General features: G+C 68.6%; 8 protein-coding genes, 1 tRNA gene and 3 pseudogenes. 6 read left to right on the forward strand and 6 right to left on the reverse strand.

Annotation, left to right across the window (positions count from 1 at the left end):
- Positions 1-256: 256 nt before the first annotated feature.
- The gene (acs, locus tag AC5JOC_RS15260; protein ID WP_192005598.1) at positions 257-2,248 is read left to right on the forward strand and encodes an acetate--CoA ligase; all 1,992 of its coding nucleotides are present in this window, start codon (positions 257-259) and stop codon (positions 2,246-2,248) included.
- Between the two features lie 76 nt (positions 2,249-2,324).
- On the opposite strand, the gene AC5JOC_RS15265 is transcribed toward acs, so the two are convergent.
- Positions 2,325-2,795 (reverse strand): RidA family protein, encoded by a 471-nt coding sequence (locus tag AC5JOC_RS15265; protein ID WP_079706877.1) that lies wholly within the window; start codon positions 2,793-2,795, stop codon positions 2,325-2,327.
- A 23-nt stretch (positions 2,796-2,818) separates the two neighbouring features.
- Positions 2,819-2,974 (reverse strand): Sp36 family protein, encoded by a 156-nt coding sequence (gene sp36, locus AC5JOC_RS15270; protein WP_162852301.1) that lies wholly within the window; start codon positions 2,972-2,974, stop codon positions 2,819-2,821.
- Between the two features lie 108 nt (positions 2,975-3,082).
- Between sp36 and AC5JOC_RS15275 the strand changes: the two genes are divergently transcribed.
- The 5 genes and pseudogenes from AC5JOC_RS15275 to AC5JOC_RS15295 all read left to right on the forward strand — a co-directional run bounded on the left by AC5JOC_RS15275 (position 3,083) and on the right by AC5JOC_RS15295 (position 9,239).
- On the forward strand, positions 3,083-5,434 hold the full coding sequence (locus AC5JOC_RS15275; protein WP_494246737.1) for a transglycosylase domain-containing protein: 2,352 nt from the start codon (positions 3,083-3,085) through the stop codon (positions 5,432-5,434).
- 245 nt (positions 5,435-5,679) lie between these two features.
- Positions 5,680-7,107: pseudogene (locus tag AC5JOC_RS15280) on the forward strand (transglycosylase domain-containing protein); the annotation flags it as partial.
- 133 nt (positions 7,108-7,240) lie between these two features.
- Positions 7,241-7,504 (forward strand): annotated as a pseudogene (locus tag AC5JOC_RS15285) (transglycosylase domain-containing protein); the annotation flags it as partial.
- A 133-nt stretch (positions 7,505-7,637) separates the two neighbouring features.
- Complete coding sequence (locus tag AC5JOC_RS15290) at positions 7,638-8,120, forward strand: PASTA domain-containing protein (RefSeq protein ID WP_494246897.1); 483 nt, start codon at positions 7,638-7,640, stop codon at positions 8,118-8,120.
- Between the two features lie 142 nt (positions 8,121-8,262).
- Positions 8,263-9,239, forward strand: a pseudogene (locus AC5JOC_RS15295) (metallophosphoesterase).
- Positions 9,240-9,637: 398 nt separating this feature from the next.
- Here AC5JOC_RS15295 and AC5JOC_RS15300 read toward each other — a convergent pair.
- The 4 genes from AC5JOC_RS15300 to AC5JOC_RS15315 form a co-directional block, all read right to left on the reverse strand.
- Positions 9,638-9,711 (reverse strand) — tRNA-Pro (locus tag AC5JOC_RS15300).
- A 123-nt stretch (positions 9,712-9,834) separates the two neighbouring features.
- The gene (locus AC5JOC_RS15305; protein WP_137243715.1) at positions 9,835-10,374 is read right to left on the reverse strand and encodes a hypothetical protein; all 540 of its coding nucleotides are present in this window, start codon (positions 10,372-10,374) and stop codon (positions 9,835-9,837) included.
- A gap of 308 nt (positions 10,375-10,682) precedes the next feature.
- Entirely contained in the window at positions 10,683-11,228 is a 546-nt protein-coding gene (locus tag AC5JOC_RS15310; protein WP_159879670.1) for a hypothetical protein, read from the reverse strand.
- A gap of 123 nt (positions 11,229-11,351) precedes the next feature.
- Positions 11,352-13,151 (reverse strand): DUF4012 domain-containing protein, encoded by a 1,800-nt coding sequence (locus tag AC5JOC_RS15315; protein WP_494246738.1) that lies wholly within the window; start codon positions 13,149-13,151, stop codon positions 11,352-11,354.
- Between the last annotated feature and the right edge of the window lie 48 nt (positions 13,152-13,199).

Genomic DNA, 13,199 nt, shown 5'->3' on the forward strand with positions numbered 1-13,199 from the left:
CACTGCATGCACGAATGTGTATTCGGCCGGGTCCAAGTGTACGCCAGTGAACGGGGAACACAAGCACTCAGACGACCCCAGATCGAGTGGTTTCCCTACCATGCCCAGATCATTCACAGACTGGCCCCACGAGTTTGTTCGGATGAGTGACAAATCCGCAACCGAGAACGCGCTACGCTCGTGCATGGCACGGACTCGACCCGCCTCGGCAGGTCGAGTCAGGAACGCGGATTCGCAAGGGAGCGAGACACACACGATGAGCACTCAGATCGACAGCCTGCTGCACGAAGACCGACGATTCCCACCGTCGGAGGAGTTCGCCGCGCAGGCGATCGCCAGCGCCGAGCTCTACGAGCGGGCGTCGAGTGACCGGCTCGCCTTCTGGGCCGAGCAGTCCCGCGAGCTGCTCACGTGGAGCAAGCCGTTCACGAAGACCCTCGACTGGTCGAACCCACCCTTCGCGACCTGGTTCGACGACGGCGAGCTGAACGTCGCGTACAACTGCCTCGACCGGCACGTCGAGGCCGGCAACGGCGACCGCGTCGCCCTCCACTGGGAGGGCGAGCCCGGCGACACCCGCACGATCACCTACGCCGAGCTCACGGCAGAGGTCAAGCGCGCGGCCAACCTGTTCACCAGCCTCGGCGTCGAAGCCGGCGACCGGGTCGCCATCTACCTGCCGATGATCCCGGAGGCGATCGTCTCGATGCTCGCCGTCGCGCGCATCGGCGCGGTCCACTCGGTCGTCTTCGGCGGGTTCAGCGCGGACAGCCTGCGCTCCCGCATCGACGACGCGGAGGCCAAGCTCGTCATCACCGCCGACGGCGGCTACCGCAAGGGCAAGGTCTCCGCACTCAAGCCCGCCGTCGACGCGGCGCTCGCGAGCCGCGGCGAGCTGCCCGAGCAGGCGACCGTTGACCATGTGCTCGTCGTCCGTCGCGGCGAGAACGAGGTCGACTGGACGGCCGGACGCGACCTCTGGTGGCACGAGGCCATCGCCGACGCCGAACCCGAGCACGACGCGCAGCCGTTCCCCGCCGAGCAGCCGCTCTTCATCCTCTACACCTCCGGCACCACCGGGAAGCCGAAGGGCATCCTGCACACCTCGGGTGGCTACCTGACGCAGACGGCGTTCACCCACAAGAACGTCTTCGACCTGCACCCCGAGACCGACGTGTACTGGTGCACGGCCGACATCGGCTGGATCACCGGTCACAGCTACGTCACCTACGGACCCCTCGCGAACGGCGCGACGCAGGTGCTCTACGAGGGCACGCCGGACGCCCCGCACCCGGGACGCTGGTGGGAGATCATCGAGAAGTACGGCGTGAGCATCTTCTACACGGCTCCGACGGCGATCCGCTCCTTCATGAAGCTCGGGCGGAAGATCCCGAAGCAGTTCGACCTGTCGTCACTCCGCCTGCTCGGCTCGGTGGGTGAGCCCATCAACCCCGAGGCGTGGATGTGGTACCGCAAGATCATCGGCAACAAGGTCGCGCCGATCGTCGACACCTGGTGGCAGACGGAGACCGGGGCGATCATGGTGTCGGCCCTTCCCGGTGTCACGTCGACGAAGCCCGGTAGCGCGCAGGTCCCGATCCCGGGCATCGCCATCGACGTCGTCGACGACGCCGGTGACGCGGTCGGCGCCGGCGGCGGCGGACTCCTCGTCGTGACCGAGCCCTGGCCGTCGATGCTCCGCGGCATCTGGGGCGACCCCGAGCGGTTCAAGGAGACCTACTGGGAGAAGTTCTGGGACGTCGAGGGCGGCCCGTTCTACTTCGCCGGCGACGGCGCCCGACTCGACTCGGACCGCGACGTCTGGCTGCTCGGCCGCGTCGACGACGTCATGAACGTCTCCGGGCACCGACTCTCGACCGCTGAGATCGAGTCGGCGCTCGTCGCCAACGAGATGGTGGCCGAGTCCGCCGTGGTCGGTGCGGCCGACGAGACCACCGGGCAGGCGGTCGTCGCCTTCGTCATCATCAAGGAGTCCCACCTCGAGCAGGCGTCCGGACTCGCGGACATCACCGGGGCGCTCCGCAGCTGGGTCGGCGAACAGATCGGTCCGATCGCCCGCCCACGCGAGGTCTACCTCGTGAACGAACTGCCGAAGACGCGCTCGGGCAAGATCATGCGCCGTCTCCTGCGCGACGTGGCCGAGGGCCGCGAGGTGGGCGACACCACGACGCTCGCCGACACCACGGTCATGCAGATCATCACCGACAAGATGGTCAAGAGCACGTAACCCGATGCTCCAAGCACGAGAGCCGGACGGAATCAGTCATTCCGTCCGGCTCTCGTGCATGTGGCGCGGGGAGGCGCTACGCGAACTCGACGATGAGCTCCACCTCGACGGGCGAGTCGAGCGGGAGCACGGCGACGCCGACGGCGGATCTGGCGTGCACGCCGAGGTCGCCGAAGATCTCGCCGAGGACCTCTGACGCACCGTTGATGACGCCGGGCTGGCCGGTGAACGCCGGGTCGGAGGCGACGAAGCCGACGACCTTCACGATGCGGGTGACGCGGTCGAGCGAACCGATCTGGCTCTCCACCGCGGCGAGCGCGTTGAGGGCGCACGTCCGGGCGTAGGTCTTGGCGTCCGCAGGCGAGACGAGTCCGTCGCCCTCACCCACCTTGCCGGTGGCGGGGAGCTTGCCGTCGGTCATGGGCAGCTGGCCCGAGGTGAAGACGTGCTCGCCGGAGACCACCGCGGGGATGTAGGCGGCGACGGGCGGGACGACGGTGGGCAGGGTGATACCGAGCTCGGCGAGTCGGTCGGCGATCTGGGACATGGGGGTTCCTCCGGGACGTCGGGTCAGTCGGCGATGGGGCGCTTGAGGTAGGCGACGAGCCCACCCTCCGGACCGGTGACGACCTGGACGAGCTCCCAACCCTCCCCGCCCCAGTTGTTCAGGATGGCAGCCGTGTTGTGGATCATCAACGGCGTGGTGAGGTACTCCCAGCGGGTCATGTCTCTCCTCGATCGGGCGCTCCGCACGGAGAGGCGGAGGCGCAGGGGATCTTCATGGCGAGCCCCAAGTGAAGCTCGCTCACAGTTTCCCCGCTTACCTTCGATCCTATGCCTGAACCACGTACCCCCGCGAAGACGGTCGCGCAGAGCGTCCTCGGCTTCGTCGGCTTGAGCGTCGCCGCCGGTGTGCTCGCCACCGCCGCGGTCACCCCTGCCATCGCGATGACCGGTCTCGCCACCTCCACGGGCATCTCCGTCTTCGACGGCCTCCCCGACTACCTCCAGCTCGACTCGCTCGCCCAGAAGTCGAGCATCTACGCCAAGGACTCCGCCGGCAACCCGGTGCTCCTCGCCTCCTTCTACGACCAGAACCGGATCGAGGACAGCTGGGACCAGATCTCCCAGTTCGCGAAGGACGCCGCGGTCTCGGCCGAGGACCCCCGCTTCTTCGACCACGGTGGCATCGACCTCGCGGGCACCGTCCGAGCGGTCGTCAACAACGCCGCCGGCGGCTCGACGCAGGGTGGCTCCTCCATCACGCAGCAGTACGTGAAGAACGTCCTGGTGCAGAAGGCCGAGGCGATCCCCGACAAGGCGGAGAGCGACGCGGCCTACGAGGAGGCGACCGCGACGACCCCGGAGCGCAAGCTCAAGGAGATGCGACTCGCGATCGGTCTCGAGAAGACCTACGGCAAGGAGGACATCCTCCGCGGGTACCTCAACATCTCCGGCTTCGGCGGACGCGTCTACGGGATCGAGGCCGCGTCCAACTACTACTTCAACACCACGGCGGCGAACCTCACGCTGGAGCAGGCGGCGACGCTGCTCGCGATCGTCAACAACCCCGAGAACCTCAGGATCGACAAGCCCGACAGCGCCGACAACGGCGCGGCGAACGGCTACGCCCTGACGAAGACGCGACGGGACTACGTCCTCGACCAGATGCTCAAGGAGCAGAAGATCTCCCAGGAGCAGCACGACGCCGCGGTGGCGATCCCGATCACGCCGACGATCGTGCCTCCCGTCACCGGCTGTTCCGCGGCCGGGTCGTCCGCCTACTTCTGTGATTACGTGACGAACGTGCTGCAGAACAACGAGATCTTCGGCGCCACACAGGACGAACGGTGGACGAACTTCAAGCGCGGCGGGTACAGCGTCTTCACGACCCTCGACCTCGACCTCCAGAGCGCCTCGCAGGCGGCGATCGACGAGTACGTCCCGAAGACGACCACGGAACTCGACCTCGGTGCCGTTTCGGTGAGCGTGCAGCCGGGGAGCGGGCGGATCCTCGCCATGGCCCAGAACAAGGACTACTCGCAGGATCCCGACGTCCTCGCGACGGGCTCCAACTACAGCGCGATCAACTACAACACCGATCAGGCCTACGGCGGCTCGGCGGGCTTCCAGCCCGGGTCGACGTACAAGATCTTCACCCTCACGGACTGGCTGAAGTCGGGCAAGGGCGTCAACGAGTCGATCAACGCGAACCGCAGATCCGACTGGGGCACCTTCACCAACAGTTGCGTCCCGGGTGGGACGGAGCAGGCGGAGGCCGGCTGGAGTCCGCGGAACGACGAGGGCGAATCGGGGTCCTACACCGTGAGACGCGCCACGCAGCAGTCGATCAACACCGCGTTCATCGCGATGGCGCAGGAGCTCGACCTCTGCGACATCAGCAAGACCGCTGAGTCGATGGGCGTGCACCGTGCCGACGGCGCACCACTGAACAACTCCCCCGCGACCGTGCTCGGCACGAACGAGGTCGCTCCGCTGAGCATGGCGACCGCCTTCGCGACGCTCGCCGCCGGCGGCAAGACGTGCGACCCGATCGCGATCGACTCGATCACGAAGCCCGACGGCTCCACCGCCGAGGTCCCCTCCGCGAACTGCCGTCAATCCGTCGATGCGAAGGTGGCGGCCGCGGCCGACGACGTCCTCCAGGGCGTCGTGTCGAGCGGTACCGCGTCCGCCTCGGGCGCCCGCACCGACGGGGTCGGTGAGCTGATCGGCAAGACCGGGACCACGGACAACGCCGAGGCGACCTGGATGAGCGGCGCGAGCACGACGGTCGCGACGGTCGTCGGCACCTTCAACGTCAGCGGACACGTCAACCTCCGCGACACCTACATCGGCGGCACCCAGGTGGCGTCCATGCGGCACTACATCTGGCCGGCGGTCATGTCGGCCGCGCTCGCCAAGTACCCGGGCGGCGACTTCCCCGAGGCCGATCGCGCCACGCTGCAGGGCGACGGTTCCGGCAGCAGCGGCGAGGACTCGACACCTGCCCCGACGCCCACGGCCGACCCCACGCAGGCACCGAGCGAGGCGCCGACACCGGCTCCGGGTGACGGCGGGGACACCGATGGGACCGGCGAGGACGGCGGGCCTGCCGCCCCGGGGAACGGCAACGGGAACGGCGGCGGCGCCGGGAACGGGAACGGGAACGGCTCGCCCGGATGATCGGATGCGGCTGCCGGACGCTTCGTCGACCGGCAGCCGCAGGTGATCGCGCGGCGGCAACGATCCGGTTTCAACGCGGCGCTGAGCGGGCCTTTTTCAGGATTGTCGCTTAGCATCGATCCATGCCTCAACAACATCGCACGGCCACCGGTGTGCTCGGCGGCTTCCTCGGCTTTCTCGGCCTGAGCGTCGCCGCGGGTGTCCTCGTCACCGCCACGGTCACCCCGGCCCTCGCCGTCACGGGGATGGCGACCAACAGCACGATCAACGTGTTCGACGGTCTGCCCGACTACCTGGCCCTCGACGAGCTGGCGCAGAAGTCCAACATCTACGCGACCGACAGCGCCGGTAACCCACAGCTGCTCGCGTCCTTCTACCAGCAGAACCGCATCGAGGTCGGCTGGGACCAGATCAACCAGTTCGTCAAGGACGCGGCGGTCTCCGCTGAGGACCCGCGCTTCTACGAGCACGGCGGTGTCGACCTCACCGGCACGATCCGAGCCGTCGCGATCAGCGCGACGGGCCGCGACCTGCAGGGTGGTTCGTCCATCACCCAGCAGTACGTGAAGAACGTGCTCGTGCAGAAGGCCGAGGCCATCACCGACGAGGCCAAGATGAAGGCCGCGTACGAAGAGGCGACGAAGGCGACCCCGGAGCGCAAGCTCAAGGAGATGCGCATGGCCATCGGCCTCGAGAAGCGCTACGGCAAGCAGGACATCCTCCGCGGCTACCTCAACATCGCCGGCTTCGGCGGCCGCACCTACGGCATCGAGGCCGCAGCCAACTACTACTTCGCGACCTCCGCCGCCAACCTCAACCTCGAGCAGGCCGCCGCGCTGATGGCGATCGTGAACAACCCGGAGACGCTGCGTCTCGACCGTCCCGAGAGCGAGACGAACGGCGCGGCGAACGGGTACGCGCTCACCCTCGACCGGCGGAACTACGTCCTCGATCAGATGATCAAGGAGGGCAAGATCACCCAGGAGCAGTACGACGTCGCGATCGCGACGGCGATCACGCCCACGATCAACCCGGCGAGCACGGGTTGCCAGACGGCCGTCAACGTCAGCCCCGGCGCGGGGTACTTCTGCGACTACGTCACACGGGTGTTCCAGAACAACCCGATCTTCGGTGCCACCGAGGACGAGCGTTGGGCGGCATTCAACCGTGGTGGCTACAGCGTGTTCACGACGCTCGACCTCGACGTCCAGTACGCCGCGCAGACGGCGATCGACGAGCTCATCCCGCGGGTGAGCGACCAGCTCGACATCGGCGCGGTCTCGGTCACGGTCCAGCCCGGTACGGGCCGCATCCTCGCGATGGCCCAGAACAAGGACTACTCGAACGACCCCGACGTCCTGGCCACCGGCGCGAACTACTCCGCGGTCAACTACAACACCGACGTCGACTACGGCGGATCGACCGGCTTCCAACCCGGATCGACGTACAAGACCTTCACACTCGCCGAATGGCTCAAAGAGGGGCACGGCCTGAACGAGGGCGTCGACGGCCGGAAACGGTCCCCGTGGGGCACGTTCAAGGACTCGTGTGCCGACGGCGGCACGGTCTACGCCGGTTCCGACTGGAACCCCGGCAACGACGAGGGCGGCAACGGTGGCCAGTACACCGCGCTCCAGTCGACGAAGCAGTCCATCAACACCGGCTTCATCGCGATGGCGAAGCAGCTCGACCTCTGCGGCATCCGCAAGACGGCCGAGTCGATGGGTGTGCACCGCGCCGACGGCGGCCCGCTGCTGCAGTCTCCCGGCGACCGTCCTCGGCACCAACGAGGTCGCTCCGCTCAGCATGGCGACGGCCTTCGCGACCTTCGCCTCCGGCGGTATCACCTGCGACCCGATCGCGATCGACCGCGTCGTGAAGCCCGACGGCACCGAGATCCCCGTCCCTCCGGCGAACTGCCGCCAGGGCCTCGAGGCGAACGTCGCCGCGACGGCGAACGTCGCGCTCCAGGCGACCTTCAACGGCGGTACGACGAGCTCGTCCCGCATCGGCGACGGTATCCCGCTCATCGGCAAGACGGGCACCACCGACAACAACGAAGCGACCTGGATGAGCGGCGCGAGCACGAAGGCGGCGACCGTCGTCGGCGTCTTCAACGCGACGGGCCACGTCAACCTCCGTCGGACCTACTTCGACGCCGGCGCAGGCTGCGACGATCCGTCACAAGATCTGGCCGCGGGTCATGGCGACCGCCAACGCGAAGTTCGGCGGCGACGCGTTCGGCGACCCCGACCCGTCGCTCATCAACGGCCAGTCGGTCCAGGTGCCCGACGTGGCCGGGAAGACGATCGAGGAAGCGCAGAAGCTCCTCGAGGACGCCGGCTTCGGCTTCGAGAACGGTGGCGCCGGCGACTCTGCGCTGCCGGCAGGCCAGGCCGCCAGCACCAACCCGTCGGGCACGGTGCCGAAGGGCTCCATCGTCACGGTCTACACGAGCAACGGACTCTTGGGCGTCATCCCCGATGTCAGCGGAGCCGGCAACTTCGACGCAGCGAAGGCGGCCCTCCAGGGTGCCGGATTCACGAACGTGGGTCAGAAGTGTGCGGTCGATCCCGCTGCCAGCGACACCGAAGGTGACCGGCGTCGATCCGCCTGCAGGAACCGCGGCGCGCAAGGACGGCAAGGTGACGGTGACGGTCTCCAAGACCAGCTGTTAGCGTCCTGACGCCAGCACGGAGGGCCCGATCGGTATTCGATCGGGCCCTCCGTCGTCTCCGCGGGGTTCGGCTCCGGGCGTCTTCGGAGGGGGCACCGGGTACGCTCGGGGGACGGTCGACACCACTCGACGACCGAGGAGGAGACGATCGATGGCGGCACCCAAGAGCACGGGCGGCAGACTCGGAACGGCAGCGGCCGTCGTGGCAGGCCTCGGGGCCCTCACCTTCGGGTACGCGTCGGTGATCGAGCGCAACGCCTTCACGCTCCGCAGGGTGACCGCTCCGGTCCTCCCACCCGACGCCGAGCCGATCACCGTGCTGCACCTGTCCGACCTCCACATGGCCCCCTGGCAGCGCCGGAAGCAGGCCTGGCTGCGGTCGCTGGCCGATCTCCGGCCGGACGTCGTGATCAACACGGGCGACAATCTGGGGCATGAGCAGGGCATCGACGGGATCCGGGCTGCGCTCTCGGTGTTCGCCGGTGTTCCGGGGGCGTTCGTGCACGGCTCGAACGACTACTACGGCCCGACCGCGAAGAACCCGTTCAAGTACTTCACGCAGACCTCCTCGAAGCACGTCTCCCCGACGACCCTCGACACGGGCTGCGCTCGAGCGGTTCTTCATGGACGAACTCGGCTGGATCGACCTCAACAACGCGGTCGGTGAGATCTCGGTCCGGCGGGACCCGCCTCGACCTGTTCGGCGTCGACGACCCGCACAAGCACTTCGACCGCCTGGACACGCTGACGGCGCTCATCGACGAGCGACTGGACGCCGAGACGTTGGAGACCGACGACCCGTCGCTGGCGCACACGGTGACGGTGGGCGTGATGCACGCTCCGTATCGGCGGGTGCTCGACGCGTTCGTGACGCAGGGTGCGCAGTTCATCTTCGCGGGGCACACCCACGGTGGCCAGGTCTGCGTGCCGGGCTACGGGGCACTCGTGACGAACTGCGACATCCCTCGCAAGCAGGTGAAGGGGCTCAGCGTCTGGCGTCATGCCCTCCGCTCGGCGTACCTGAACGTGTCGGCGGGTGTCGGGACGTCCATCTACGCGCCCGTGCGCTTCGCCTGCCGGCCGGAAGCGTCGCTCGTGACGCTCCTCCCCCGCCGCACGGTGGTCTGACCGGGCCCGACTGCCCTTCGACAGGCTCAGGGACCGAGACTCTCCGGCCCGAGCACCCTCCGCCGGTACCGAGCGCCTGCCGCGGGTCACTGAGCACCCGCCGCGGGTCACTGAGCACCCTCCGCCGGTCACTGAGCACCCTCCGCCGGTCACTGACCGACCCTCCGCCGGGACTGAGCAGCCCGGTCGACGACTTGTCGACCGGGCTGCCCTTCGACAGGCTCAGCGGACCGGGACTCTACCCCGGAGAAACAGAGAAGCCCGGTCAGACGATTTCTCGTCTGACCGGGCTTGTACTGTCGGGGTAGCGGGATGTGCAACCCGCCAGCCCAGCGGACCGCCAACCCGGGAAACAGAGAAGCCCGGCGGATACTTGCGTATCTGCCGGGCTTGTACTGTCGGGGTAGCGGGATTTGAACCCACGACCTCTTCGTCCCGAACGAAGCGCGCTACCAAACTGCGCCACACCCCGATGGCCCGAAGGCCTTGTCTAGGATAGCCGATTTTTCAGCGGCTGTTCGCCACTTCCTGGAATCGGTGGATCCCGGACCGGATCAGCCGGGCGCCGCCATCGCCGCCCGGCCGATCCGTGATCTCACGCCTGCTGGCGGCGACGCACGACCACGGTACCGAGCGCGGCAGCACCGACGGCGAGGAGCCCTCCGGCCACCCACGGGAGGGCGGTTCCGGCGAACCCGGTGTCGGCGAGGGCGTTGCCCCCGGCAGACGGGTCGGAGGCCGATGCGGCGGCCGCAGCGGCGTCCGCGGGGTCCAGGACGGTGAAGTCGGACGAGTCGGTCACGGCACCCTGGGTCGCGGTCAGCGTGTAGGTGCCTGCGGGGTCAGCAGCCGTGTCGATGGAGACCTGGATGTCGCCGGTCTCGCCCGCGACGGTCGACAGCGTGCGAGCGGAGACACCGGCTGCGGAGGACTCGATGGTGATCGACACCGTCTGGTTCGCCGCCCAGAAGTCCGAGCACGAGTACGAGACCGCCGCGCCGCGCGCGACGCTCGCCGGCGTGATCGAGTTGCAGCTGCCAGGACCGTAGCTGTCGCCCTCGAGCGCGTTGGCTGCGGTGGGCAGCGCGACGACGGCGAGGAGGACGAGTGCGGCGGCGGAGAGAGTTCGTTTCATATGCGGGCCCCTTGGTGTGCGGATGGCGCATGCGCTGCGTGATGCGACATGCGGACAGGGCCTGGAGCCGAGCGCTGATCACTCGTGGCCTCCATGGCCGTCATCATGCTAGGGCAGCCGCCATCTCGCCAGGGCTGGAAAACCGCGGAATTCCGCGGATGTGACCACCTTTGGGGGTACGACCTGTCCGCCTGACGCCAAGCCGGGCGAGGACCGTGCCACGCCGAAGCCCAGGAGGGTGAGATGCCCTCCGGTCAGGCCGTGGTCCGAGCGGACGACCGCTCGGACCACGGATCCCGGCTGACGGATCAGGCCGTCTTGCGGCGACGGATCGCCATCGCACCGATGACGCCGGCACCCACGACGAGGAGGCCTCCGCCGATCCACGGCAGGGCTCCACCGTCGAAGCCGGTCGAGGCGAACTCGCGCTCCGAGACCTGGAACGAGGCGCTCTCGGTGGTCGCGCCCTGGGTCGCCGTGACCATGCAGGTGCCGGAGGCGGTCTTGCTGGTCTCGATCGTCACCGCGAACGCACGGGCGGCGTCGGTGTTGAACGTGCCGGACGTCGGCACGGCGCTCTGCTCGGCGGCCTGCTCGGTCGCGCCGGCGGTGTTGGGCTTCGCAGCGGGAATGCTGCAGCCGGGCCCGGCGACGGTGACCGTCACCGGAGTGCCGGGATCGAAGGTGCCGTCGCAGCGGAAGACGGTCGACTCCCCCTGGGTCACCGACACCGGTGTGAGGGTCGCACAGCCGGCAGGGCCGTAGGTGGACGAGTCGGTCGCTGCACTCGCGGCGGTCGGGGCCGCGAAGACTGCCAGGAGGCAGAGCGATGCTAGGGCAAGGGTGCGCTTCATGTTGATATCCCCAAGGAACGTCGAATACCCCCTGCGTCCGCCGATTTCGGGTGGGCGTCCGCGCGAGGTTCCCCAGGGTCACGAATTCGGGTGCGTGGCTTCCTGAGGTGTTGTCATGCTATGTCAGGAGCCGCACCGAGGGAAGGCTGAAATGGTCGTTTTGCCCGTGATTCCGGGGGTTGTGACCAGGTTTGGGGGTACGTCGGAGGCCTTCGGAGCGAGCACCGTGAAGACGAGTTCCGTTGTCGCCCCCGGAGTGAGGGTCACGTCGGTCTGGGCGTAGAGACGACCGTTCGGGTCGGTCACGGCCTTGACCGGCAGGTCCTCGCCGTCGCTCGCACCGAGCAGGGTTGCGCCCAGCGGACCGTGGATCACGACGCGCGTCGCGATGTCTCCCGCGGGGGTGCCGAAACGCCCGCCCGCGGTCACGTAGTCCGGCAGGGAGGTCGCGGCATCCGCCGGCGCGGTGGACGTCAGGGTGACGGCGACGACGTATTCGGCGCCGTGCTTCGTGCACCGGGCGTCGCGGATGTCGACGTTCGTCTCCAGGTAGTAGTCCATCTTCGCGCGGGTCAGGTCCTCGAGGTAGACCCCGGTGTAGACCGCCGCGTCGTCGGTCGTCGGCGGGATCCCGGCGAGGCTCGTCTGGGCGATCAACGCCTGTTCGGCGGGGACCGCACTCCAGACGTGGAGACGGTTCTCCGCGCCGGACTCGGACAGGGCCTGGACGAGGGCGCCGGGGTCGGGCGAGCGGGAGATCATGCCCTCGAACACCGCACCCGAGACCGCGGCGAAGAACGCGTCCTGCACGAGCCGGTCCGGGAACCGGGCGTAGACGTCGCTCAGCAGCGTCTTCGCCGCGTTGTCGGCGGTGAGCTCGGTGCCGTCCGGGAGGGCGACGGGTCCGGTCGCCTCCAGCAGGTGCGCGAGGACGTAGGGGTCGACGGCGACCACGGTGTCGATGGGCACGCCGAACACCTGGGTCCCCATGGCTGCGGCGAGCTCCCCGGTGCGACTGAAGTCGACCGTGAGGTTGGTGTCCTGGATGTACCGGCCGAGGTTGTCGGTGTAGACGTTCTGCTCGAACGGGGTGAGCGGCAGCACGGGGGCGGGGAATCCGGAGAAGTCGTCGCTCCCCCGGGTGCCGACGAAGGAGATGACGCCGTTCTCCGCGTGGATGAGGGCCACCGCCCCGGCGATGCCGCCACTCGAGCGCAGCTCCGCGTTGTTCTGGATCATCACCATGATGTTCCGAGGCCCGGCCCCACCCGCCATGTCCGGCAGGAGCGCCGTGGCCCGCGCCGCGGTGTCGAGCATCGTGGACGCACCGGTGATCGTGCGGGTGAGCTTCTCGACGGCGTCGGCGACCACCGGCAGCGCACCGTCCGTGCCGATCGTGTCCACGCGCCCGGCGATGGCGTCAGCCGCTGCAGCCGCGTCGGCCACGGTCGGCGCGACGGCGCGGAGCGGCTCCGTCGCGATCGAGCCGTCCCCGGGGAGCAGGGACGACAGGTTGACCTGATCGGCGATCTCGACGACCTTCGGCACGACATCGACCGCGACGTCGTCGGTCGCAGCGGCAGCCTGTCGCACCGCGGAGAAGTTCACGCCGAGGAACGGGACCGCCTCGGCCGCCCGCCAGATGGGATCACTCGTCAGCGACACCGCCTCGCCGGTGTGCTTCGTGAGGGCACGCTGCGTTGCCTCGGTGCCGCTCGCGTCACCCTTGAGTACGGCCGACTGGAGCGACTTCGCCTCCGACTGGGCGGCTTCGAGCGCGTTCTTCGCCAGGGACGCCCGGACGCCGAGCCAGGCTCCGAGCGCGAGGACGACGAGGAGGACGGCGAGTGCGATCCACCACAGACGCGAACGCCGATGGCCGGGCAGGCGGATGCCGGCCGTCGCCGGGCGTGGGTCAGCCAAGAGTGCTCCTTGTTCGGGTAGGCACAGCCTAACCGCCGGATGACGGCC

Source organism: Plantibacter sp., assembly GCF_059073635.1.

Coding starts and splice junctions, on each gene's coding strand:
- acs (WP_192005598.1), top strand. CDS start 257: ATGAGCACTCAGATCGACAGCCTGCTGCACGAAGACCGACGATTCCCA.
- AC5JOC_RS15265 (WP_079706877.1), bottom strand. CDS start 2,795: ATGTCCCAGATCGCCGACCGACTCGCCGAGCTCGGTATCACCCTGCCC.
- sp36 (WP_162852301.1), bottom strand. CDS start 2,974: ATGACCCGCTGGGAGTACCTCACCACGCCGTTGATGATCCACAACACG.
- AC5JOC_RS15275 (WP_494246737.1), top strand. CDS start 3,083: ATGCCTGAACCACGTACCCCCGCGAAGACGGTCGCGCAGAGCGTCCTC.
- AC5JOC_RS15290 (WP_494246897.1), top strand. CDS start 7,638: ATGGCGACCGCCAACGCGAAGTTCGGCGGCGACGCGTTCGGCGACCCC.
- AC5JOC_RS15305 (WP_137243715.1), bottom strand. CDS start 10,374: ATGAAACGAACTCTCTCCGCCGCCGCACTCGTCCTCCTCGCCGTCGTC.
- AC5JOC_RS15310 (WP_159879670.1), bottom strand. CDS start 11,228: ATGAAGCGCACCCTTGCCCTAGCATCGCTCTGCCTCCTGGCAGTCTTC.